Genomic DNA, 22,214 nt, shown 5'->3' with positions numbered 1-22,214 from the left:
CAAAGTCATTTTTGACTTTTTGTTTTTTTTATTGTCCTGACAGACATACTTAAGAGTACATCATGAACTATAAGCCGATTCAATTTAAAGACATAAGCCGTATTCATCCCTCAAAAACCAGTTTTGAAGCACCTAGTTTGCCAAATCATTTAGGTTCTTTTGTCTGGCATTTTCTAAAGCCTTATCGATCTAGAGTAATTGTGTTTATCCTGCTTGCTGTATTAGCTGGATTTTGGGGGCCATTTAACAGTTTATTGGTTAAATCGTTCATTAATACCTTGGCATCAAAGACAAGTCTGGATCTTTCTTCTTTGTATTGGATAGCCGGATTATTGGTATTGAACTTTATAATTTTTGACAATGTAACCTGGCGAACGCTCGGGTATTTGAATTATAAGTACGAAGCGATCATCAAAAACCAAATAATTAGCCAAACTTTTGATTATGTATTGGGATCTTCCCATCAATTTTTTCAGGATAATTTATCGGGGCGCATCTCCGATCAGATTACTACTCTTGCCGATAATCTCGAAATTATTCTTCATCGAGTTTCTGTGGATTTTATCCGCGGAGCTTCCTTGCTGATTGTTTCCTTTATTATGGCTTATCATGTCAATGTTCTGTTTTTTTATATTTTATTACTCTGGTTCTTTGCATTTGCTTCATTCAGTATCTGGATGTCAGTACGCCTGGTTCATTTGTCCGATGATCATGCAAGCAGTGAATCCCTGCTTTCTGGTCAGCTGGTTGATGCTTTAGGAAATCAATCGAATATCCGTATTTTTTCTCAACAGAGGTACGAGGTCGATCGAATGAATCGCTATTTTCGATTGGTACAACATGCGTTTCAAAGAAAAGAGTTATTTATTGTTTTATTGTGCTGCGCGCAGGGCGGCATGATTGCCGTGATGATGGGGTGTGCTGCCTTTACCCTAATCCATTTGTATGGCAAAGGTCTTATCAGTATTGGTGATTTTGCTTTGATCCTCGGTCTTTCAATGGAATTGGGTCATATGATGTGGTACACCATGTTCCAAGTAGATCAATTTAACCAGGCCCTTGGTAAATGCAAGCAGAGTTTGAATGCTCTGGTTATACCGCATGGCATCAAGGATAGAAACACGGCTTCTCAATTGGTGGTCACCCATGGCCATATTGAATTTTCCAAAGTTAAATTTCATTATCATGGCGCCTATTCTCTTTTTCAAAATAAGTCAGTGATTATTGCTCCGGGTCAAAAAGTTGGTTTGGTGGGGTATTCGGGTAGTGGTAAATCAACCTTTGTGAACCTGATTTTAAGGCTTTATGATGTGCTGGATGGTCAAATCCTTATTGATGGTCAGGATATTCAGTCGGTCACTCAGGATAGCCTGAGATCAGCTGTTGCTATGATTCCGCAAGATCCGACCCTTTTTCATCGCAGCTTAATGGATAATATTCGCTATGGCAGGGCTGATGCTACGGATGAAGAAGTTGTTGCTGCCGCACAAAAAGCACATGCTCATGAATTTATTAGTCAATTGCCAGAAGGTTATGAGGCTCTGGTGGGTGAGCGAGGGGTGAAGCTTTCAGGGGGACAGCGTCAGCGTATTGCCATAGCCCGAGCTATATTAAAAAATGCTCCAATTTTAATGCTTGATGAGGCTACTTCTCAACTTGATTCCATCACCGAAGCGAATATTCAGGATAGTTTATGGGATCTGATGCAAGGAAAAACAACCTTGGTTATTGCGCATCGTTTATCCACTCTTTTGCATATGGATCGGATATTAGTATTTGATAATGGACATATTGTAGAAGATGGTTCTCATAGCGAATTGCTTAAGAACGGTGGTTTATATAAAACCTTATGGGATGCTCAGGTCGGCGGCTTTTTGCCAGACAAACAAAAGGAAGAGTCATCGGAGTTATTGGCTGCTGAGAGGCGTGATGAATAAATTACATACCTGAGGTAGGGCGGCTTATGCTTGTATAAATCAAGATTTGGTACGTCAATCGTTCGATCACACGATCGTTTATTGCGTCGATCTGGGGCTCGTACGTGTTGTTTGATTCATATCAATCTGATTCGATTAAAATTTAACTCCTATAATCAGTTATAGCGCATTTTAATTGGTGAACAAACCAGCATATCTTTAAAGAGCACGTATTAGGATGAATTCAATAAGGAGAACCGAGATGAGCATGAAAACTTATAAGGGCGGTTGTTTTTGTGGCGCCATAAAGATAGAAGTAAGCGGGGAGCCTGTAGGCATGGGCTACTGTCACTGTGCTGATTGTCGTAGTTGGGCAGCAGCTCCTGTTAATGCATTTAGTTTATGGAAACCTGAATCGGTTCGAATAACAGAAGGAGAGGACAATGTCGGAGTTTATCACAAGACTGAGCGGAGTTATCGGAAGTTTTGTACGATTTGCGGCGGACATTTAATGACCGATCATCCTTTGTTGAAACTTATTGATGTTTATGCCGCCGTTATCCCTGATTTTCAACACAAGGCAGCAGTGCATGTTCACTATCAGGAAACTGTGCTACCGATTCATGATGGAGTAATAAAGATGAAGAATGTACCAGCGGAGATGGGTGGCACAGGCGAGATCCTTCCTGAGTAGGATTCAACACTCTTTATAGTCATTCGACCACATCGGTTTGGAGTTGAATGCAACAAGTTGGTGAATCTGTTGGGCTTTGTTAAGCCCAACGCCAACATACTAAGGCAGGACTAGTCAATCTAGCCAAACAGGCATTTAAAAACGTCTGGACCATCGCATCTAAAATAAGTCTCACCAAATTGACGCCAATTCGGTTTATTTTCGATATTGGATCGCGCAATGATGTTTACTGTCTGTAACAGGCCACTGGATTTACTGCCATCAAAAACCGGATTTCCATAAACACAGTGAACACGATTCGCATCATCTGGATTTATTCTTTTAGAATCCCACATAGCATAATTTAATCGTACATTATCCGAATTAAATTCTGGTTTTCCGCCCCAGGTTTCTGCCCAGCGCCAGCCGGGAGGGGTTAAGGTAATGTACTGGTTACCTTGCTTTCTAAAAAGTGTATTGGGTGGTGGACAATGATCCGCATAAACAACCATTGAGCTTAAAAGTGTACACATCAAGATACATCGTCTATTCATTATGACATCCTTAAAAGATTAAATCCTGCATCGCATAATATAACCGGTTTATAATATCTTAAATATAATTATTACTTTATCTGTTAGGTCGTATATAGTTTGAATGATTAATTTTGACCTAGTTAGGCCAATTAATTTGAGTGAACACGTCAATCAATGACAGACTCAGATATAGAGTTAGCTCGCAATATTATAGTTAAGCCAAAAATGAAAACTGCTTCCTAATACAACGAAAACATGGAAGATTTCATGGTATCCAAAGACGCTAGGAAAGGGATCCGGCCATTTAAACGCATAGATCATCGCGCCTAAAGTATAACTAAGTCCTCCTAATATTAATAATTGGATATTTGTTGGGTCCAGCGAAGATTTAATTTCGGGAAAATAAAGAACTCCAATCCAACCCATAGCTACATAAAGAGACGCTCTAACCCATTTCGGCACGTGAGTCCATCGGGTCGTCATGATCATTCCAATTATCGCAACTATCCAAAGGGTGGATATAAGATGTAATCCAAAGGGGCTCTTTAACTTAAGTAGACACATGGGTGTCGCTGATCCAGCGATTAATACAAATATAGCCGCATGATCAATGCGTCTAAGTACTAAATATTTTTCCCGACTCCACATGCGGGTATGATAAAGCGCACTCACACCATACTGTCCAATAAGGGTTACACTATAGATGACACTGGCAAAAATGGCGTAAGCCCCATTGCTTGAGATGATGAGTAGAGTGCATGCACAGAGAGTGATAAAAAATGCTACAAGATGTAAATATCCACGTGCAATAGGTTTCATAGTTGATAGTCTATAGTGTATTCAATGTTTTAATTAAGGGTTGCGGAGTTTTTAAAAACTGTGTCATTAACTTTAATTTGTCCGAGTTTTAACTTTGGAATGGCTGACTTCGTCATTTAAATCCGGCTTTCATAGCGTCAACCAGGTGTTCTTTTTGACTCAACCCCAGCTTATTTTCAACAAGAGTATATCTTTAAAATCGAATCACAGCCAGTCGAGAGAAGGCTTTTATGGGTAATATTGGCGCTATCTGTATGCAATTTGTGCATAAGTAATGCAGTTATTGATGTTTATTTATCATAAATCATTAATGCGAAACATTTAGAATAAAAATCATACAAGGGCGTTCAATTGTTCTTCAGCCCTTTGAAATGATTTTATAATGTATTCGAGGTGTATTATGAGTAAATCAATGACTGAGGCGATGAAACATGAAATTTGTGAAGTAATGCGTACAAAGTGTGATACTTCAGAGTTTGGTGTTCGTGATGCCATTACGTTTTTTGGTTGTATCCCAGGTGTTAATACTGATGTGAAGGATATTAAAAACAAGTTTCATGAACAGCCCCCACATGTATTGGCCGTGCTTGATCGTTGTAATAAGGCGAATGATGCAATACAAAATGATGCACTACAAAATGTAAGAGAGTATAGAAAGCAAGGTCCTAGAAAAGGTCAGGGCATCGAACACCCCTTATCTCATAAAGAAGTATTGGTTAAAGAGTCGATGGAGAAAACTGCCGAAGTAGTTCAGTCAGATAGAGCAGGAGTCTGTCATACCTTGGCACAATTTGCGTTTGTTAATTTAATGAAAGAATGCAAATTGGATGGCAGAGCATATGACGAAGTGGATCCTTCATTACTTCCTTCGATACGAATAGTAGCGCATAACCCTTCATCGGATATGACCGGTAAAAAACTACGAGCCGCCGGTACTCATAACTTTGTTATTGTTGGATTTGATGATGATAAAGAACTTTCTTATGCAAACCTGGAAGAAAGTAAAGATAAGATTCTTATTGTTGATCCATGGTTTTTTGCTCTAGGAAATAAAGGAGAGGAATGGGGTTATGGTATTTATACATGGGATGAATATCCGAAAGGATTTTTACATAATTTATCGTGTACTTATGATAATCAAAAACCTTTTACCCAAGACGATTTATCAGATGCCAGGGAATTAGCTGAAAAACAAAAAGCAGACACTTTTAAGATGCAAAAGAATGATTTGCACTTGATGAAGCAGATTCAAACACTTAAGAATAGTCTTAATACGATGAAAGTTAAATTGAGCGACTTGGAAATTGAACTTTCAACTCTTGATCAATCCTATGAGGATGAATGGGATTTAGGTGAGGAGCAATTTAGTGATCAAGAAATTAACGATAAAAAAGCATCAATCGGTCAGGAAATGGCGAGCCTTAAAGAGCGAATTAAAGAGACACAAACAACATTAGATCGCTTGCCCCAACAGGATGTAAGTGAATTTAGGACTCAACGCCAAATGAGCTGAATTTTCTGCAATGCTTAATTTCTTTGAGTTGGACGATGAGTATTGGTTCAACTCAAATTGAAAAGTTGAATATCTGATGAAGTTGATCCTGCATTACGACTTTATGTAATACAGGCTCTCTTGATGATTAGAGATTTTAAAAATTTAGCATATTCATATGATTTTAATGTTAGTTCATAAAAAGAGTACGTAATTGTTGGGTCAGGATTCCACCTACCTTTTTTTCCTTAACAAAGTACCAATGAGCACATCTCGAATATTACAGATCAATTAGTTCAAATATTTGGCAGGTAATGATATCTGAACTATATTTAAAGTGTTTACTGCATCTAATTCTTGAATACAGAGATGTAGTTCCGCTCAAAGTGCTTAATGAGACATGTTCTGTGTGTTCTGTATCGGAACTTTGGTAAACTAACCAATCGGACTTCCCCAATTCGCTTGAACATTCAATTCTTCTATTAATAGGATCAATGGTTTCATTATGGATATCGTTAATTTGAGATTTAAATTCGCCCCACCTGGTAGAACAAAATCTAGTGAGAAGACATCTTGTCCTTCGATTTTCATCATTGTGCATTTAGCATTCATCACCAATACAGGATCAGCCCCCAGAGGATAATTGACGCCTGGCTCATAGACGGTTGTAAAGTTTGCTTTCTGTTTATCAGATTGATTTATCTCTGTTATAAAATTGGCAACTGTAGGTGTGAGTTTTGTATATTCATTTTGAATAAATTGACTGGCTGATTTTAGAATAAAATGAGTGATTCTGCGCGTGAACCAGAAGATGTATTCATTATGATCTACCGTGTTAAAGCGAAAAATAATGCGATCTTCATTTAATAAATAGCGACAATTGAATTGTTTGAGACTCACAGCATCAACTCCTGTTGGTAGTCGTAAAAAATCCCAATACAGATTAAACAGAGACTACCAAAGAGGCGAATGTTCGAATGAATAAAACGAATAATAAGAATATGACATCGCTGAAATGGCCGTCTGAGCTCATTCTTTAAAATAATCCTTATCCATTAATTATAGCAAGTAAAAGTGCACATAGAAGAAAACAGCGCTTGATCGAGTTACCTCATGTTAAATGATACCCCAAATAATGCCATTACAGAGGACTCTCCCGGACGCAAATCATTTAAAATGATACAAATTGATTATTGCTAAAAGGATCGATATTAGACCGGCTCCAGTTTGCTATGAAAACGAGTGTTTTCGGCGATTGTAACCCGTATTAGACGAAGTCGTAATACGGGAGCAATTTCATCAACCCACCAGCTATGGATTATAATCTGAAGACGCTCAAGCCTCATTCATGTGCTTTTATTCACTATAGTGTGTATATTAAAGGCATATAATTTGCTATTCAGAGACAGCGCATGGCTTTGACCTTTATCGAGATACATAACCAGTTGACAACTCTTCTTCAATCATTGGAAAAGAAGGTGGCTTTTAAAGGTGTTGTATTTAATTTAGAAGGAAAAAACAAACAAATAATACTCTGCAGGAACATGCTCACTGAATTAGAAAACCATAAAAACAGTACTCAATTTGCTTTAGCTGAGTTTCTGTCCGATACATTGAATCGTCACAATCCTTCAAAAAATACCAACAAAATTCTGAATCAATTCTATAAAAGAATAGGCGAGCTACATCGCCAATTAATCACCTGTGATGATGAGTCCGATATTGTAAAAAGGAAAGGAATTGAACCATTTGATCCGCAAAAAGATACGATTCGATTATCCGACGATATTTCGGTTCACTCTAAACTCCTATTCAAAAAGGTCTACTCCACACCGCATATATTGGATGTAAGTGAAGTAACTGAAATTAACCGGGAGCTTCATGGTCTTCAGCATGTTAATCGTGTTGCCTATTACATCCCTGTATTAGTCAATCTATATCGAAGATATGGAGATGTAGATGCAGAATCATTAACAAGCGAAGACCTAAAACTCATTCAGATTGCAGCACTATTTCATGATGCAGGCAGAGAACGAGGTGAGGGTATAGATTATTGGGATCAGGATAGTGCCCTGCTAGCATATTATTATTATAGTAAAATCTTAAAAGTATCTGATGCTAAAGCAAAATTATTAGCTGAGGCTATTGCCAACAAAGATATGAAAGAGGGTAAATATTTTCAGCTGGTGAGTAATGAACACGGCGAGTTAAGCTGGAAATTAATTGGGCAAAGAAAAAAAAATATATATCAAAAAGTTCTGCATGATGCGGATTCAATAGACGTTCTTCGGGCACGATCAACCAACAGTTACAATGCTCAATATCTGGATTTTTACCAGGATATTGCCAAAGACAATTCACAGGCGAAAGCTGAAATGACGGAACTGATTTATGAGGCCAGGAGCTTAATTGAAAATCAGGGGGACGGGTTTCTTCGTCAAAAAAGTAATGTAAAAAAATATTATGAACATGTTAAAGGTTATCAAAGAACGGTTACTCAAATAGCTGCTGCTACTCCAAAACAGCAAAGCTATCACTTGTTAAAGACCTTATATACTCCTGACATTGACGTTTTACCTTTAAAACAATTACAGCATATGAAATTGATAAAGAAACCTGCTGTTTATGATCCTGAGCGCGTCCTGGATGAAGTCAATATGCATGCGGCAATGGAACAAGGGATAGTATTTGCACGTGGAATAGCTGACCCCTCCGCGACGGTGAATAAGAAAAATAAAAATATAGAAACTCAGGCTGAATTAGAAATAAGAAAAACATTACGCCGAAAGGGGAAACCCACCAGAACAAAAAAAGCGGATCGCTTAACGAAACATGGAAATCCTAATCGGTCTGTTGCTTTAGTTGGTTTTGGTGCTGTACCGTTTGCAGCGGCAGGATTTTTAATTGTAGATAATGATCCAAAACATCAACACATTAAATCGATCGCTAAAACCAATATTGTTTCAGGCTTTGGTAAAAAAAAGACTATAGCTGGCGTTGACGATGCACGAGATGATGAAAAACTAAAAGAAACTGCATTGCTGGATTTGATCGCTTCCTTACAAATAGGTGGGGGTAATAGTAAATCAGCCCACTCAGAAATTATTTATCATATTGATCAGTTTGATGCAATTTATTTCACTCAAGATGCTGTATTTGCCAATAAACAATTGAGAGGAACTACAGAGGGCATTGCTGAAGCATTTCATCACCATGCTCCATTATTACAAGCAATCTATTTACAAAAGGAATATGAACAACAAACCGGTATTAAACTTACTTTGTTTGAGTATTCAGGAATACATCGATTTACTAAAGAACAAGCCGATTTAAGTAATTCAGATAGTGCAGCCTTATTTAAGATTATGTGCAGGGATTATATCCATGCTCAAGTGGCATCGTCTTCTCCTGATTTTCTTACGATGACTGTTGAGCAGATAAAAATTTTCAGCATGTATGGTGATCTCCATGCTGTGGTTGGTCGGGAAAAAAAATTCCTACAACCTGCAGATACTTATCTACCTGATGACCTACGAGAATCCATTAATGCAGAAATTGAAACGGAACTTCAAAAGGCAAAGGATATAGTTCTTGAACAATTAAGAAATAAATCCTTACCTTTGTTTTCTCCTATGGCTTTGAATGCATTAAAATCAATGAAAAGAATACCGAAAGATCTACGCGGTATGATCGTCAATGCTATCGAATCGCATGTGACTCAAGAGGCTACCTATAAAAAGCAATTAACCAACCTGTTTGATCAAGTCCTGGCAAAGAAAATATCAAACCAATCTGACGATCTGTTTAATAGGTTAAATTATCTTAAAAGTTATTCTGAGATCATTAGAAACAGTAAAAAGCTTGATGGCTTTGAGCAAATGACGGTTGATCTATTAAACAGTTATGTAAAGAATAATATTGATAAAATCATGACGCTTGGGTTTGGCAGCAAAATAACATTGTGTTTTCGCGTTAAAAGAATTGTCGATTTGCTTTCACTTCATAATAAAATAAATCCTGATTTACTAGCTGACCTGGTAATACGATTTAGTACTAATCTTCCAGCATTCCATAATTTAAAATCGTATGTATCGCTGGATCATCCCAAAGTCTTGGCACATATTCAGCACTTAATTGCTAAACTTCCATACACTAATGGAACTTTTGATGTTGTTCACTATGTGACTGAAGCGAAAAAAAATGGTCTTGCTGAGCAGCAAATAGTTCAAGGAGTTACTGTCTTTATAGATAAAATGATACAGGCAAAGAAAACGATTACTGGGCCTGAGTTTTGCCAAGTGATAGATGGTGTTTCGTTGCAGGGAAAAAATGTCATCAAGAAGATATCCGATTTGCTCTATTGTACTCGCATTAATTCTCTAAGGGATCTGATTGACATTGTAAACTCACTTAAACGTAGCCAATGTTCTATCAAAAAACATCAATTGAGCGATATATTGACTCAATTAAGTCAGAAATTATTAGATGGTTGGCATAATAATTCTGACTTTTATATAGTTCCTGCTTATGATACTCATGAAGCTTTTATTGCAGCAGTTGAAGAACTTCCTTCTCTCAAGTTATCCGATACCTACAAAAGAAATATGCTGACTTTTATCAAGATGTCGCCTGACAATGAACGTGGTTTGTATTTTATTGAACGCATACGTATATTAAATTCGAAGTTGGGGTTTGATATTGATTTACAAGTAAATACCTATGCCTCGGCAGCTGTATCTGATAAAGAAAATATCTCCAATAATGCTAATCTGATTACCCGGCATTCTTTTTTTGTGACCAATAACACGATGACCCAGCGTACAAAACAATCCAATGAAACGAAAGAAGAAAAAAATGGTTCTGCTCCAAATAAGGGAGGAATTTAATTTTAAAAATTATAGATTAAGAGTTAGGGTGCGTTGTGGATGAATGCAGTGCCCCGGAAAGGCACGAACCCTCGATAGTTTGCTTCGATGCCAGACGATTTATTTATAAATATCAATAAAATCAATGCATTGAGATGCTTCAACTCCCAGGGAAACTTCCTATAACTACCTAAAATCGCGTAGCGCTGTCACAGTTATGACACGTTTGGGTCACAATACTATGATTTATCTATCTCTAAAAATAACATTTTGATAGTATAGTTACTTTAACTATATGATTATTCAACCAATCTAAATGCCGATGCCATACTTTTTTGTTCTGATTGGCTTATACCAAGTTGTGATGCTATTTTTCGCCAGTTCTTAATGATCATTAGCATTTCAGTTAATAATACATCAGCTATATTTTTGTAAACCCGGAAATAGGGTGCAACTGATTTAACTAATTCTAGAGATTGGGTATTATCAGATTCAGAAATATTTAGTTTAAGACCATCAGAATGTGCAACTGGAATCATATCGTATGCAGGAGATAAGACCCAGCCATCTGGTTGGTGAAAAAACCCCTGATTTCTCAAATGATCGTCTACATTTGAAATGCAAACATAAAACACAATTCACCGCCATACAAATCCCTGCTTTTTTAAGGCGGAATTAACCAATATGGGACTAAAAGAGGTTAAGAAGGTGCTGGATTTAATTGATACAGACTTTAATAACCTTGAGCAATTAGTTTATAGCTTAAAAGAAATTACGGTAACTAATCCACAAGGTCTCCTAGCTAAAACCATTGTATCCGTGGAGCAAAGCCTGGATGGCGTTAAGGAGAAGCATTTTTTGTCGCATCGTTTTAATGCTTAATTAGGTTTGTGTCTCAGGATTTTAAGTTGCGGTTGCTCAATATATATTCGTTATCTATATTTAAAGCTCGTACAAAATGTACATCGTGGCTGACTAAGACTATAGAGCCTTGGTATTGTTTGAGGGCTGTAAGTAATAAAGCTTTTGATGCGAGATCTAAGTGATTATCTGGTTCATCAAGCAGCAGTAAAGGGGGAGAGCTGAGGCCGCTAAATAATACAGCTAGTGCCAGCTTTAATGTTTCTCCTCCACTTAAAGTAGAAACTGGTTGTAGAGCGGATTCTCTCCTAAGGCGTAATTGGGCGAGGATGGTTCGATATTCTGCTTCGCTTAATCCTGGTGATAGCCTTGAGAAATTACTTAGTACACTCTCTTCTTGATTTAAAAAGCTAAAGTGTTGATCCAAGAGCGCGGTTTCTTTAGGTTTGATCACAGAACCTTGTAGTGGTTGTACTGTCCCTTGAATAATTTTCAACAGCGTTGATTTTCCTGAGCCATTCTCTCCAGATAGCCATAAGTGTTCACCACCGGCAAGTTGGAGATTGATTGGATTTTGATGTCCATAAGGCAAGATAATGTTATCTAAAATTAGATGTTGTTTGCTTTGTGCTGCCACTGGAGACACTCTAAAGGACTGAGGTTTGACTTCAATGAGTTCTTCTTTAGCTGATGTATAGGCTTTTGTTGCTTCACTGACCCGCTTTTCATTTAAACCAGCAAGACGTGCTCCAGTTGATTCACTGGTTGCCTTCTTTTTGTCCAGAATCAGTTTGGACTGATTCGTTTGGTGGCGATCTTTTTGGGCCTTATTTTGTTTTGCTTGTAAGGTTTCCTGGTTTTTTTGTTTTGCTTTTAAGCTCTCTGCCAAGGCCTGTTGTGTTTGTGCTACTTTCCGTTCTAATTCAAGTTCCTGCTGTTTTTTGGAAGCCAGGTATTCCTCCCAGCCTCCTTGATAGCGGTGTATCCCTTTGGAGTTTAACTCTAAAATGACTTGACTTTGTTCTAAAAGACTTAAATCGTGACTGATAATGAGGCAATTGGGATGTGCTTTTATCCAATGCATTAACCAAATTCTGCTGGTTTTATCGAGATGATTGGATGGTTCATCAAGTATATAAAAGTCGCAGCGCTGTCTTTCTAAAATGAGTAAATTAAGACGAGTGCGCATTCCTCCGCTCAAACTGGTATAGGGTTGATTCAAAATTGTGGTGGGTAGTTCATAGGCCTCGAATTGTTTTTCTAAAATGGCTTTAATGTCCCAATTGTTTTCCAGCAATTCAAAATCTTGTTCTAAGATACCGCCTTCTTCACAGCGTTGTAATGCCTTTAAGAGCTCATTAACCTCGAGTTTCTCAGCAACTGTTCCTGTAAAGGGATTCAATTCTTGACTTAAGTAACCCACAATTCCAAAATGACTTACCTGAGGAGATTGTTGGGCTAGGCTTTTTGCTAAGCTTGATTTGCCACAACCATTATCACCAACCATGAAGTGTGTTGTATCTGATAAACACAAATCCAAATCAGAGTATAAAGGTTTGAGCTTTTGTGGTGGGTGGAAGCTAAGTCCTTTAGCTTCGATCAAGATTTTAGGCATTTATGCTGCTTTTAAAGTTTGAGTACGAGATGCATTAAAGAACATCAGCAAGGCGGTGAGACTCATTAACAATAAGACGCTAAAGAAGGCAACATTACTTAGCGCATTGAGATAGCCACCTAAGAGTGCAGTTAATGCTGCAGAAATGGCGCAAATTGACGCGACGGATCCAAGAATTAGCCCTTTTTCACTATCACTAGAGATAGACAACACAAAGCCTAGCATGGCTGAGTAACCAACGGCATATAATAAAGCCATACATACAGCTACTACGCTAAAGAGATCATAACTTAAGTCAGGGACTAAAAAGCTAAAATTTAATACTGCGAAGAGAGTAAAACAACCGCTAATGAGTTTAACTGGGGCAATTTTTAATTTAGGGACTAAGAAACAAAATCCAAAGCACATGGCGGCTCCTATCGCGGCCATTAAAGCCGTACTGTTGCCCAATTGTAGTTTAGGTAGGTATTGATAAAACAAAGTCCAGGCGCATTGAAATAAGAAAAAACTAAGCAGGGCACTTCTCAAGGCATAGAGTTTAAATAAGTTGACGACAGAAGTTAATGAGCTAAAAAGTTTTAACTTCTGTAGATTTGATTGTGGGCTTTTAGTTTCTTTAATGAGCCTTAATAACCCAATGCACCCTATGCAGGATAGTGCAATTACCAGAAAGGGTAGCGTGTGGCTTGGGGTATTGCCCAGATAGGCACTCCCGGCAATCACTGGCCCGAACATATAACCGGATGTCACAGCAAACATGACTCGTCCAATGCTGGTCATTTGGTTTGACTTACTGTCAATATCGGTGAGTATCGCTTGCGCCACTGGAATACTGCCCGCAGTCAGTCCATCAATAATACGCCCTAAAATAAAAAGTGAAGGAGCATGGCTAATCACTGCGATGGCACATAGTAAATAGCCTGCTAATGCCCCTAATAAGGAGAGATTAAGGACTAGTTTTCGACCGTATTTATCCGAGAGTTGTCCTAAAATGCTGGCGCCAAAAATCATGGCAATAGAAAAAGCGGCCAGGTTGGCGCTGTAGTAAAATTGGTTGATCCAATTGGGTGCATCAGCGCTGAGTAAGGAGTAAGCCCCTGGAGAAAAGAGGTCGCCACTTAGGGGGATAATCAAGGACATACCTACGCCGTCAATAAACATGATAAGCAATAAGGTGAGGGTTTGGCTGGCGTGATGCCAAGATTTTATTTGGTTCATAGTATTGTATTCCTATCGAATGTATCGGCCATCTAAAAATTTCATTGCAAGCTCAAGGTAGTCTGGCCGTTCTGAATGTTTGATTAATTCAAAAAAAAGCATTTCTTTGGTAATTAATTCGCACTTTGTCTTTTTTAATCGCTCTAGTGCCCATTGACTGTCTTGTCGATTACGAGCGGAAACGCTGTCGGCGAGGACGAATACTTCGTATCCAAGTGCCAGTAAATCTACTACAGATTGATAAATGCAGACATGTAACTCAGCACCGGCTATGACTACTTGCTTTCGACTAAGTTGTTTTAAGTAGTTGATAATTGTGGGTTCTTCGGCAATGGAGAAATGGTGTTTGGTTAATATTTTGGCCTTAGGTACTTCTTGTAGAATTGGTGGCGCGATTTTACCCAATTTTTCATGTTCGATTAGTGCTACAGGCAAGTCGTGAGTTGCAAATAGATCCGATAGCCAAATGCAGTTGTGGGTTAAATTGGCGCTGTCCTCCAGGAGCGGGATGAGCTCTAATTGCATATTAAATAGTATTAAACTGGCTTCATCAAATGTTACTTTCATATATATCCCCAAGATCTTTCTAAGTGCTTGTTTGAGTGTTCTAAAACAAAAGTTCGCCAATAAAATGATGAGCGAATTTTTGGTGTAACTTTAATTTCTTTACCAAAGAAAAAGTCTTTTGGTTTATTGTTGTTTTTAAGCGCTCTGTTGTAGTGTAAATCCCCATGAATTGCTTGATAGTATTAAATTGGGATTTTGCTAGCCAATTGTCTTCAAAAGGATACTCTGCTCCTAAACGATGAGCAATAACCAGACCTGAAACCATTGCTCCTTCATGTCCAGTTAATGAATAATCAGTGCCGCAGTACCAGAGGTTATTTTGGCCTTGAATGGTCCGTACTTGCATTTTATTCCATAAATCCTTTGGCCTCAGTTTAGGCAGGCGCCAGTTTTTAGTTGCTATTATCTTATCACGGGCTAGTTGTTCTGTTCTATCAAAGCTAACAAACAATGGAGTGTTTAAATCCTGATAAGGTTTTAGGTTATTGATCACTCGAGTAAGGTAGCCAGGAAAATTATGAGTTGGATTTTGAGCCAGTTCAAATTGAAAGTATTCGTAAGCATTACTAGGTAAGTTCAGTGCTTCTTTATGAGTATGTATGCATGATTGCACGTCAACGTATTCAAAGGCACTGAGGACTTTTTGCTGCGATTCGCTGGGTTTATCAAGTAATCGTAGAGCGATTTCGGCTTGACAAGCAAAGAGTACTTGATCGACTTCTACTGTCTCCTCGTTTCTTAGCGTTACCAGGACTTTATCCTGTTGGGGTGAAACCTTGGTGACCGCACAGTTGAGTCTGATGTGCTTATTTAATTGTTGCTGGAGCTTTAATAGATACTGGTGAATTCCCCCAGATAACTTACGCCAATGGCAAGAAGAAAAAAACGACAACAGATTCATGTTAAATGAGATAGCAATGTAGAGTAGTGAGTATTCAAGTGAAGGAGCACGACATCCAGAAAAGGTCGTTAGGATGGGTAATAAGACTTGCTTCGCAAATTCATCGGAATAGTTACCTTGAGCTACAAAATCACCTATGGATAGTTTTTTTAATTGGTCTTTATCTTGGAATACTAAGTTTTGCAATTCGCTTTGAAAGCGATCCATTTCTGTGAAAAAACGACTATTTAGGGTGCCTCCCAGGCGCACATTACTCCAATAGTTACGCTCTCTATCTTCTGCTTTAAAGGCACAAAAAGAGAGGGGGGCGATGTAAGTTGGTAATTCCAGTTGATTAATCAGCGCAAAAAAATTAGGTGACAGACGTTCGTGTACATACTCTACGCCCATATCGACAGAGATTTTTTGGTTTTGGTGCACTACCTCGTGAGTGTACGCATGGCCGCCAACTTCTGCTGATGATTCGAATAAAGTGACATCATGAGTTTTATGAAGTGCCCATAAAGCGCTCATCCCAGCGACTCCACCGCCTATAATAATCGTTTTTTTCATGCGAGTTCCTTTTTATAGGTCATAATCTGCTGATTAAGTTGACTTAATACATGACCTGGACCAATTTCTTGAAAATGGGCCTGTGGGTATCGGTTGATTAGGCTAACAATGCTTTGTCTCCAGCGCACAGGTTGAACTAATTGATAGGTCAGTTCTTCAAGCAAATGAGAGGTGCGAACAATGCCGCCGTGGGTGCTTGAAATAACAGGGATTTTAGGCTCAGCAAAATCATATTGACTTAAAAATCTAAAAAACGAATACGCTACATCGTTCATATAACGAGAATGAAATGCGCCGCTAACAGCCAGTGGAATGACACGAAAATGAGCCTTTTGTAATAATGGGGTTAATTCTGCTAGACGGTCTTTTTTGCCACTTAAGACTCTTTGGGTATAGGTGTTGTCATTAGCAACATCCACATCATTAAAGCCTTCTGTAATTAACAAATCAGCGAGGCTATCGCAGTGCTCGCCAATAACAGCCAACATAGAGCCGTTTTGAGCTTGCGCCATGAGTCTTGCTCGTTCTTTAACTATCTCTAAACCTTGGGCAAAGGTGTAGATCTCAGCGGCGAATAGAGCGGCATATAAGCCAAGACTATGGCCGATAACTGCATCAGGTTTTTTCTTTGATTCTAAAAATGCCAGGACAGATACCAGATAGATTAATGGCTGCGTGTACTGTGTTTTATTGAGTTTTTGCTCTTTATCCTCAAGGCATAGCGAAACCGCATCATAGCCTAGCATCTCAGAGGCTAGGGCGGTTTCTTTAGGATAGATAGGAAATAGTTCTTTACCCATCCCTTGTGCCTGCGATCCTTGTCCTGGAAACATATAAATAATCATAAAAAACCTAATTCAATTCAAACACTTTAACTGCGTGGGATGTTTTAACCTGTTCTTGCGGGGCATCAAACAACTTATCTGTAGTCGATGTTATAGAGACAACCCCTTTGAGAGTAATCAATAAATCGCCTTTGCTGTCGGTAAGCTCAATGTCGTAGCTGCTAGTAGATGCACTCGATTGTTCCTTGGGGGTGCAGATACAATAAATGGGCTGGCATAAAGCAGGAAGTTTAATTATGTTCACTTGCTCAATCAAAAAAGGAATTTTTGCTCTGCCTTCAGCATGGCTATTGAATTCAGTCAAAATCGCCGTTTGTAGGGCGCCGTCAATTAATGCGGGAGATAGAGCATACCCCCAATCTTGTTCTACCGATAATATGGAATGTACTTGTTTGTCTTTGAGAGATGCTTGTTGAATCACTCTAAAATCAGGCCCATAGTTATAGTTTTTAGTTTTAAAATAATGATAAATTTCGTGCTTGGAAAACGTAGCTTTTGTGGGCGTTTGCGAATGCTGTGGACTTGATTGTCTTTCGATTGGAGGCATCCCTAACTCCCCTTGGCTGTATATGGTGGATTGATCTCTATCTACCAATTGATAACTGTTGCCTTGCTGAGCAATATGCAGCTCTTCGGGATTTCTTATGATTTTTTTCCATAAGAGGTTATTCATTGTTTGGAAGGGCTTGTGCTCGTAGAGCATAGAGATACTTAGCGCCGCCGGAGCGATGGCTTGACCTAAAATCAGGTGCTGGTGTATCAGTTCACCAGGATGCGATAGCCTGGTTTCCTTTGCATCTACCCAATGTTTAAAATTATCAAAGGGGTATGCTGGTAAAACACTTGCATAACTTTGGGTGAATAAAGGTTTAAAATCAACATCCATCCCTTGGTTAAACGCATCGATGAGCGCATGTGCGGATTGGTTCCATGCAGATTTAAGCTGAGGTAAGGGCTGTTCACAGAGGTTGATTAACTCCTCTCTAGTCGCAACAACAAAGCCTAATCGTAATTTCTGTGGGCTTCTGATACAGCAATAGCCATAGCTTAATGCCATCAAATCAGCCTGTTCGTGAACTAAAGCGTTTCTTAAGTTAATTAATTCTTTTTGTAGAGCCCCTTCCGAATGGGCAGATAAAGCAAAGAGGTATTGAGGTGCTTGCTCTGATTGCCTTTTAATCGGTTCATGCGACTCTATAATCACATGAGCATTGGCCCCGCCGGCACCGAAGGAACTGATTGCAGCGCGAACAGGGGATTGGGTGTAAGTACGTGGTGACTTATTAATAAAAAACGGTGTGTTCTGTAAATTTAAATGCGGGTTCTCAATCGTACTATGTAAGCTTGGCGCTAACTGTTTATGTTGCATTTGTAATAGTACTTTCACTACAGAAGCAAGGCCAGCTGCTGATTCCAAATGACCAATTGTACCTTTAATTGAGCCTATGGGAATGCTCTGAAGAGGTAGATTGTGATAGGCCTCTGTTAGTGAGCGTAGTTCAATGGGATCTCCTAATTCAGTGCCTGTGCCGTGGGCTTCTATTACATTAATGTCTTTTGGTTCGAGTTGGGCTCGCTTTAGAGCTTTTTTAATCAACTCACTTTGGGCTTTGGGGTTGGGCGCAGAATAGCCATTAGCCTTTCCTCCCGCGTTCAGCGCGCTGCCTCGAATTACGCCATAGACTCTTAAATTGTTCGCCATAGCTTTTTGATAGGGCATAAGAACGATGCTAATGATTCCTTCGCCATCAACAAAACCGTCGGCATTGTTACCAAAAGGTTTGCATTGGTTGCTTTTGGAGAGCATATGCAATTGGCATAAGGCCTCAATTTGTCGAGGATGGCTAATCAGATTTACCCCACCGACAACCGCCACTTCACAATCGCCATGAAGGAGGGCAGTGACTGCAGTATGAAGTGCAGTGAGCGAAGAGGAGCAGGCACTATCAACAGCAAAGCTTGGGCCATGCCAGTTAAATTGATAGGAGGTGCGATTTGCAATCGACCAAAAGAGTGAGCTTGGATGGTTTTGGCTTTCTTGATTTAAGCTTAATAAAGAATAACCGTGATTCATGACTCCCACATAACAACCAACTTCTTGACCACTAAGGTTTTTGATAGATAGGCCTGCATCTTCAATTGCGTGATAGGTGGTTTGTAGAAAAAGACGTTCTTGCGGATCCATGCGCTCGGCATCAATAGGTGCTATGTTAAAAAATTCATGATCAAAGCTCTGCGGATCATTAATTAGGGCAGCAGTTTGGGTGTAGGAGTTGGGGTCATTATTAATCCAGCGATCGGATGGGATGGGTTTGAAGGCATCTTCTCCGCTTAACAGTAAATCCCACAACTCCGCGCAATTATCTGCTCCAGGAAACTTACCGGCTATACCTACAATAGCGATACCCTCTTTTCGTTCTGGCATGGTTGCATTGGATGCTATAACTTTGGGTGTAGACTCTTCATTTAAGGAGTTATGCTCCTCTATGTATTGAGCTAATAAGTGAATAGTTGGGTATTCAAATAAAATGGTAGCGGGTAAGTACCCTAGCTTTTGTTGTAATGCAGTAACTATTTCTAACGAAATTAACGAATCAATGCCCAATTCACTAAAGGGAATATGTGCTTCCAGTTCATGTTCTGGAGTATGTAATACTCGAGAAATTGTACTTCGGATTAAGTCTGTAATCTTAGGACTTTGTACACTCATTTTAGGTGATTCAATAGTTTTCTGGGCAAATTGATTGGCAAAATGTTCTGTGAAATAAGCACTTAGTTTATTGAGGGTAGGGTACTCAAATAATAAAGTAGCTGGGACATAGCCCACCTTATCGGTCATTGGCTTGATCAATTCCAAGGAGATAAGAGAGTCTATGCCGTACTCGCTAAAAGGGATATCCCCTTGCAACTCTTCTTCCGGAGTGTGCATAACCTGAGCAATTAATTGTCTAAGCCAGCTGTAGGCCTGATTTGTTGTTTGCTGGGATGTTTTTTGTTTCACTGGTTGTGTGGAAGTCGCTTCTTGCGGCTTGCTTCTGTGAGCCTCAATGATGTGCTGGCCAAAATCCCCGTGATCATAACAGACTGCAAAACCTGCTTGAGTAAGAACTTTATTCCAAGTGCTTAAATCCAATAGTGGGCTGTAGGGAATTCTATATTCGTCTTGACTTAGCCACCAGCCATCAGTTAAGCCAAAGGTCAGGGTTGCGAAATCTTGGCGGCTAGTGATTTCATTGAGTAACAGCATGCCGTCTTCGTTTAATAGCTGGAATAAATTACGTGCTGTTTGTGGAATAGCACTGGTTGCATGGATTACATTGGTAGCAAGAATAATATCAAATGGCGCAAGATCGGCCTTTGGTGCCTCAATGTTTAAAATGGCGTACTCGATAAAGTCGTAGCTAGCAAATTCTTTTCGCGCCTTATTTAAAAAGGCATGCGATAGATCAGAATATACGTAGTGTACGGATTTTCCTTTGAGTCTTGGCAGTACTTTCTCAGACGTGCTGCCTGTTCCTGCGCCGACTTCTAGAATACGTACTGATTTGCCTCTTTGATTTGCCTCAACAACGTAGCGCTCAACCGCCAAAGCCATACATTCGTTGTAATAATCAGCTACAGGGTTATTGCGATAAACTGGCTCTACTAAATCAAAGCTTCCTTGCGGAAACATAATCGAAAGAGGACAGGTCTGACCACTTACGACAGCGGGTAAATGACTTAGGCAGGTGTCAATTAAATTAACATGCCCTTGAAGCTCAGGAAATTTATTCAATAATTCCTGTCTATTTGGTGAGTTTGAAGGGCGAATATTAGACAGGGCTTCCCATAGTTTCTCGTATTTAGGACTAATTGCCTGTGGTTTTGCTATTTGGGTGAATTGATATTTAGAGTATTTGTCTAATGCTTCCATCATCGCATTGTTATATTGGATGTTAGGCGCTGTTTTATTAAATGGCGGAAGCAGACGAGAGCTTCTTGTAGTGGGGTCTAAATCAATTCCCATATTATTTAACGCTTTGTTTGAGCCTTTAACCATAACTACTTGCGATAACTGCTGTTGTAAGCAATGCTCAATGACTGCCAGTCCTTCCTCTGCAGAGATTGAGCTGATTTCCTGGCTTTGCATTCTTTGCCGGTAAAAATCAGTGGCAACAATCCCCTGTTCTCCCCAAAATCCCCAGTTAATGATGTGGGTTTTAATAGTAAAAGCATCTTCTATCAGTTCTGCCAATGCGTCTTTGGCCAGGCACGCTGCCGTATAATTGGCTTGACCGGCGTTGGCGATGAAGGATTGAATTGATGAAAAAAACATCACAAAGTCAAAGTGGCGTTGAGCCATGGCTTTGATTAAATGAACAGTTCCTTGAACCTTAGGTGCCAGTACTGATACTAATTGCTCTTTAGACATAGTCATGAGCGATGAATCATCAAGAACTAAGGCTGAATGGATAATGCCATCGATTTGGGGGTGACGTTGTAACAGCTCTTTGACACTTTGTTCGTCGCTTAGGTCTGCTTGTTCTAAGATCATCTTAGGGTGGGTGAGTTGAGTAAGCCTATCGGAGGAGGGGACTTTTCTACCGACTAATATAACTTGAGCTTGATAGTTGTCGCATAAATAACGGGCTAATAATGATCCTAAACCACCTGTACCTCCTAGAATCAGATAGTTCCCCTGGTATTTAAAACCTTGAGGAATGGGGTGGGTATTAAATTCTATAGGTCGTAATTTTTTGAAAGAATACTCTTCTTCATTAAGAAATATTGGGGATAGATATTGTGGTCGGATTGGCAGTTTGGCTAAGTTTTGTATATTTTTAAGCGACAGTTGTTCTAATTGCACGCTATTAATATTGGCATTGGGCATTTCTTTAGCAAAAGTTTGCGTCATCCCTAAATACACTGCATCTAATGGGTTTGTAACCGCATTGTTCTTTGGACCTCTAAGGGCATTTAAAGTAACTACCGATAATTTAAATTGGGCAAGTTGTTTAAGTGATTGCAGCCATTTTAAAAAAAGTATTTGATCCTGGTTCGTTTGGATGTTGGACCAAGTTGAATGGCTAATAAAAACCAGATGGGGATTAGTGGTGGTCTGGCATAGTGAATCAATACGGAGGAACGACTCTTCATCCTGTAGCTCAATAATGCGTGTATTTAATCCTAAATGCTGCAGTTTATTGTGTAACTGTGGTTGATTTGAAGGAATAATAATGCATTGAGGGTTGAACTCATTAGTTGCTTCATTCTCTAAGCGGACAGTAGCCCAAAAGGGACTAAATAGTTTGTTCTCAGAACAAACAAATGAATCCTTATTTAGCATTATTACTTCCTGGTGAGTTTTAAAATTA

Annotated in this window: 15 protein-coding genes; 5 read left to right on the top strand and 10 right to left on the bottom strand. The window is 39.2% G+C overall.

Annotated features, from left to right (window positions below):
* Positions 1-62: 62 nt before the first annotated feature.
* Positions 63-1,937 (top strand): ABC transporter ATP-binding protein, encoded by a 1,875-nt coding sequence (locus IZU94_RS06160; protein WP_203109007.1) that lies wholly within the window; start codon positions 63-65, stop codon positions 1,935-1,937.
* 241 nt (positions 1,938-2,178) lie between these two features.
* Positions 2,179-2,610: a GFA family protein gene (locus IZU94_RS06155; protein WP_203109005.1), complete on the top strand. Its 432-nt coding sequence runs from the start codon at positions 2,179-2,181 to the stop codon at positions 2,608-2,610.
* 119 nt (positions 2,611-2,729) lie between these two features.
* Here the strand turns inward: IZU94_RS06155 and IZU94_RS06150 are convergent, their stop codons facing one another.
* Positions 2,730-3,143, bottom strand: coding sequence for a hypothetical protein (locus IZU94_RS06150; protein ID WP_203109003.1), 414 nt, complete (start codon positions 3,141-3,143; stop codon positions 2,730-2,732).
* 177 nt (positions 3,144-3,320) lie between these two features.
* The gene (trhA, locus tag IZU94_RS06145; RefSeq protein WP_203109001.1) at positions 3,321-3,944 is read right to left on the bottom strand and encodes a PAQR family membrane homeostasis protein TrhA; all 624 of its coding nucleotides are present in this window, start codon (positions 3,942-3,944) and stop codon (positions 3,321-3,323) included.
* A gap of 400 nt (positions 3,945-4,344) precedes the next feature.
* On the opposite strand from trhA, the gene IZU94_RS06140 reads away from it, so the two are divergent.
* On the top strand, positions 4,345-5,457 hold the full coding sequence (locus tag IZU94_RS06140; protein ID WP_203108999.1) for a hypothetical protein: 1,113 nt from the start codon (positions 4,345-4,347) through the stop codon (positions 5,455-5,457).
* Between the two features lie 414 nt (positions 5,458-5,871).
* Here the strand turns inward: IZU94_RS06140 and IZU94_RS06135 are convergent, their stop codons facing one another.
* Positions 5,872-6,336: a hypothetical protein gene (locus IZU94_RS06135; protein WP_203108997.1), complete on the bottom strand. Its 465-nt coding sequence runs from the start codon at positions 6,334-6,336 to the stop codon at positions 5,872-5,874.
* Positions 6,337-6,848: 512 nt separating this feature from the next.
* On the opposite strand from IZU94_RS06135, the gene IZU94_RS06130 reads away from it, so the two are divergent.
* Positions 6,849-10,322 carry a SidE phosphodiesterase domain-containing protein gene (locus tag IZU94_RS06130; RefSeq protein WP_203108995.1) on the top strand — a complete coding sequence of 1,158 codons (3,474 nt, stop codon included), beginning with the start codon at positions 6,849-6,851 and terminating at the stop codon, positions 10,320-10,322.
* Positions 10,323-10,600: 278 nt separating this feature from the next.
* Here the strand turns inward: IZU94_RS06130 and IZU94_RS06125 are convergent, their stop codons facing one another.
* Complete coding sequence (locus IZU94_RS06125) at positions 10,601-10,936, bottom strand: HipA domain-containing protein (RefSeq protein WP_203108993.1); 336 nt, start codon at positions 10,934-10,936, stop codon at positions 10,601-10,603.
* 49 nt (positions 10,937-10,985) lie between these two features.
* Here IZU94_RS06125 and IZU94_RS06120 point away from each other — a divergent pair, with 49 nt between their 5' ends.
* Positions 10,986-11,183 (top strand): hypothetical protein, encoded by a 198-nt coding sequence (locus tag IZU94_RS06120; protein ID WP_203108991.1) that lies wholly within the window; start codon positions 10,986-10,988, stop codon positions 11,181-11,183.
* 13 nt (positions 11,184-11,196) lie between these two features.
* On the opposite strand, the gene IZU94_RS06115 is transcribed toward IZU94_RS06120, so the two are convergent.
* From IZU94_RS06115 to IZU94_RS06090, 6 genes are read right to left on the bottom strand one after another with little or no spacing between them, the layout of a single operon-like run.
* Positions 11,197-12,777, bottom strand: a complete 1,581-nt coding sequence (locus tag IZU94_RS06115; RefSeq protein WP_203108989.1) for an ATP-binding cassette domain-containing protein — start codon at positions 12,775-12,777, stop codon at positions 11,197-11,199.
* Complete coding sequence (locus IZU94_RS06110) at positions 12,778-13,995, bottom strand: MFS transporter (RefSeq protein ID WP_203108987.1); 1,218 nt, start codon at positions 13,993-13,995, stop codon at positions 12,778-12,780. It abuts the gene before it with no gap.
* 12 nt (positions 13,996-14,007) lie between these two features.
* On the bottom strand, positions 14,008-14,562 hold the full coding sequence (locus tag IZU94_RS06105; RefSeq protein ID WP_203108985.1) for an isochorismatase family protein: 555 nt from the start codon (positions 14,560-14,562) through the stop codon (positions 14,008-14,010).
* Positions 14,563-14,602: 40 nt separating this feature from the next.
* Complete coding sequence (locus IZU94_RS06100) at positions 14,603-16,015, bottom strand: FAD-dependent oxidoreductase (RefSeq protein ID WP_203108983.1); 1,413 nt, start codon at positions 16,013-16,015, stop codon at positions 14,603-14,605.
* Positions 16,012-16,860 carry an ACP S-malonyltransferase gene (locus IZU94_RS06095; RefSeq protein ID WP_203108981.1) on the bottom strand — a complete coding sequence of 283 codons (849 nt, stop codon included), beginning with the start codon at positions 16,858-16,860 and terminating at the stop codon, positions 16,012-16,014. Before IZU94_RS06095 ends, IZU94_RS06100 begins: the two co-directional genes overlap by 4 nt.
* 7 nt (positions 16,861-16,867) lie before the next feature.
* Positions 16,868-22,186 (bottom strand): SDR family NAD(P)-dependent oxidoreductase, encoded by a 5,319-nt coding sequence (locus IZU94_RS06090; protein ID WP_203108979.1) that lies wholly within the window; start codon positions 22,184-22,186, stop codon positions 16,868-16,870.
* Between the last annotated feature and the right edge of the window lie 28 nt (positions 22,187-22,214).

The organism is Legionella bononiensis (assembly GCF_016786215.1).
In the GTDB taxonomy this organism is placed as follows: domain Bacteria; phylum Pseudomonadota; class Gammaproteobacteria; order Legionellales; family Legionellaceae; genus Legionella; species Legionella bononiensis.
This window is presented reverse-complemented; position numbering and strand designations above follow the sequence as displayed.

Coding starts and splice junctions, on each gene's coding strand:
- trhA (WP_203109001.1), bottom strand. CDS start 3,944: ATGAAACCTATTGCACGTGGATATTTACATCTTGTAGCATTTTTTATC.
- IZU94_RS06140 (WP_203108999.1), top strand. CDS start 4,345: ATGAGTAAATCAATGACTGAGGCGATGAAACATGAAATTTGTGAAGTA.
- IZU94_RS06115 (WP_203108989.1), bottom strand. CDS start 12,777: ATGCCTAAAATCTTGATCGAAGCTAAAGGACTTAGCTTCCACCCACCA.
- IZU94_RS06150 (WP_203109003.1), bottom strand. CDS start 3,143: ATGAATAGACGATGTATCTTGATGTGTACACTTTTAAGCTCAATGGTT.
- IZU94_RS06095 (WP_203108981.1), bottom strand. CDS start 16,860: ATGATTATTTATATGTTTCCAGGACAAGGATCGCAGGCACAAGGGATG.
- IZU94_RS06155 (WP_203109005.1), top strand. CDS start 2,179: ATGAGCATGAAAACTTATAAGGGCGGTTGTTTTTGTGGCGCCATAAAG.
- IZU94_RS06130 (WP_203108995.1), top strand. CDS start 6,849: ATGGCTTTGACCTTTATCGAGATACATAACCAGTTGACAACTCTTCTT.
- IZU94_RS06160 (WP_203109007.1), top strand. CDS start 63: ATGAACTATAAGCCGATTCAATTTAAAGACATAAGCCGTATTCATCCC.
- IZU94_RS06090 (WP_203108979.1), bottom strand. CDS start 22,186: ATGCTAAATAAGGATTCATTTGTTTGTTCTGAGAACAAACTATTTAGT.
- IZU94_RS06100 (WP_203108983.1), bottom strand. CDS start 16,015: ATGAAAAAAACGATTATTATAGGCGGTGGAGTCGCTGGGATGAGCGCT.
- IZU94_RS06105 (WP_203108985.1), bottom strand. CDS start 14,562: ATGAAAGTAACATTTGATGAAGCCAGTTTAATACTATTTAATATGCAA.
- IZU94_RS06120 (WP_203108991.1), top strand. CDS start 10,986: ATGGGACTAAAAGAGGTTAAGAAGGTGCTGGATTTAATTGATACAGAC.
- IZU94_RS06110 (WP_203108987.1), bottom strand. CDS start 13,995: ATGAACCAAATAAAATCTTGGCATCACGCCAGCCAAACCCTCACCTTA.